The organism is Vibrio sp. YT-19(2023) (assembly GCF_033337395.1).
Window position 1 is genome coordinate 1 of sequence record NZ_JAWOQN010000638.1, and the last position, 642, is coordinate 642.

Consider the following 642-nt stretch of genomic DNA (forward strand, 5'->3'; position numbering starts at 1 on the left):
CACCGCCTGATTGATATTGAGTTGCCAGCCATGCTGCAACAAATTAACACTGAAATTGACCGCGAAGTTGTGCAAATGCAGCAAGCGGCGAAGCAACTAGCAACAAACGAAGTTGTTGTCGAAGCGCTAAAAAATACTGATCACCCACAGTTTTCTGAAACGCAGCTTGTTCAGCAGCTAAACAACATCAAATCTCAGTATGGATTGAATGACGCATCGGTCGCAAACCGTAAAACGGCGTACTACTGGAACCAAAATGGTTTCTTGCGTCAGCTAAACCATTCGCAAGACGCGTGGTTCTTTGGTTTCACCTCTTCGGGTCGCGAAACATCAGTGAGTGTTTTCCAAGAAGCTAATGGTGAAGTGAAAATGTTCACTAACTACCAAGACTTAAACGGTATCTCGATGTCGGGTCTATCTAAGTCGATGGATGACATGGTGTCACTTCTAAACAGCTTCCAAATTGAGGACACAGGTTACGTGTTCTTAACGAATGAAAAAGGTGACATTCAAATTCATCGTCAACAAGGCAAAAACAAAACGTCGATTGCGCAGCTTTTTGGCAGCAACGCGAATCAACTGCTGAACAAAAACAGCTTCAACCTAATTAATGTCGAGTTTGAAGGTAAGGACAATTTCGTC

The 642-nt window shown here is 43.3% G+C and carries 1 protein-coding gene; it reads left to right on the forward strand.

Annotation, left to right across the window (positions count from 1 at the left end; all coding sequences use genetic code 11):
- A partial coding sequence (locus tag R7E78_RS27610; protein ID WP_411913777.1) for a cache domain-containing protein occupies nucleotides 1–642 on the forward strand: 642 nt, incomplete at both ends.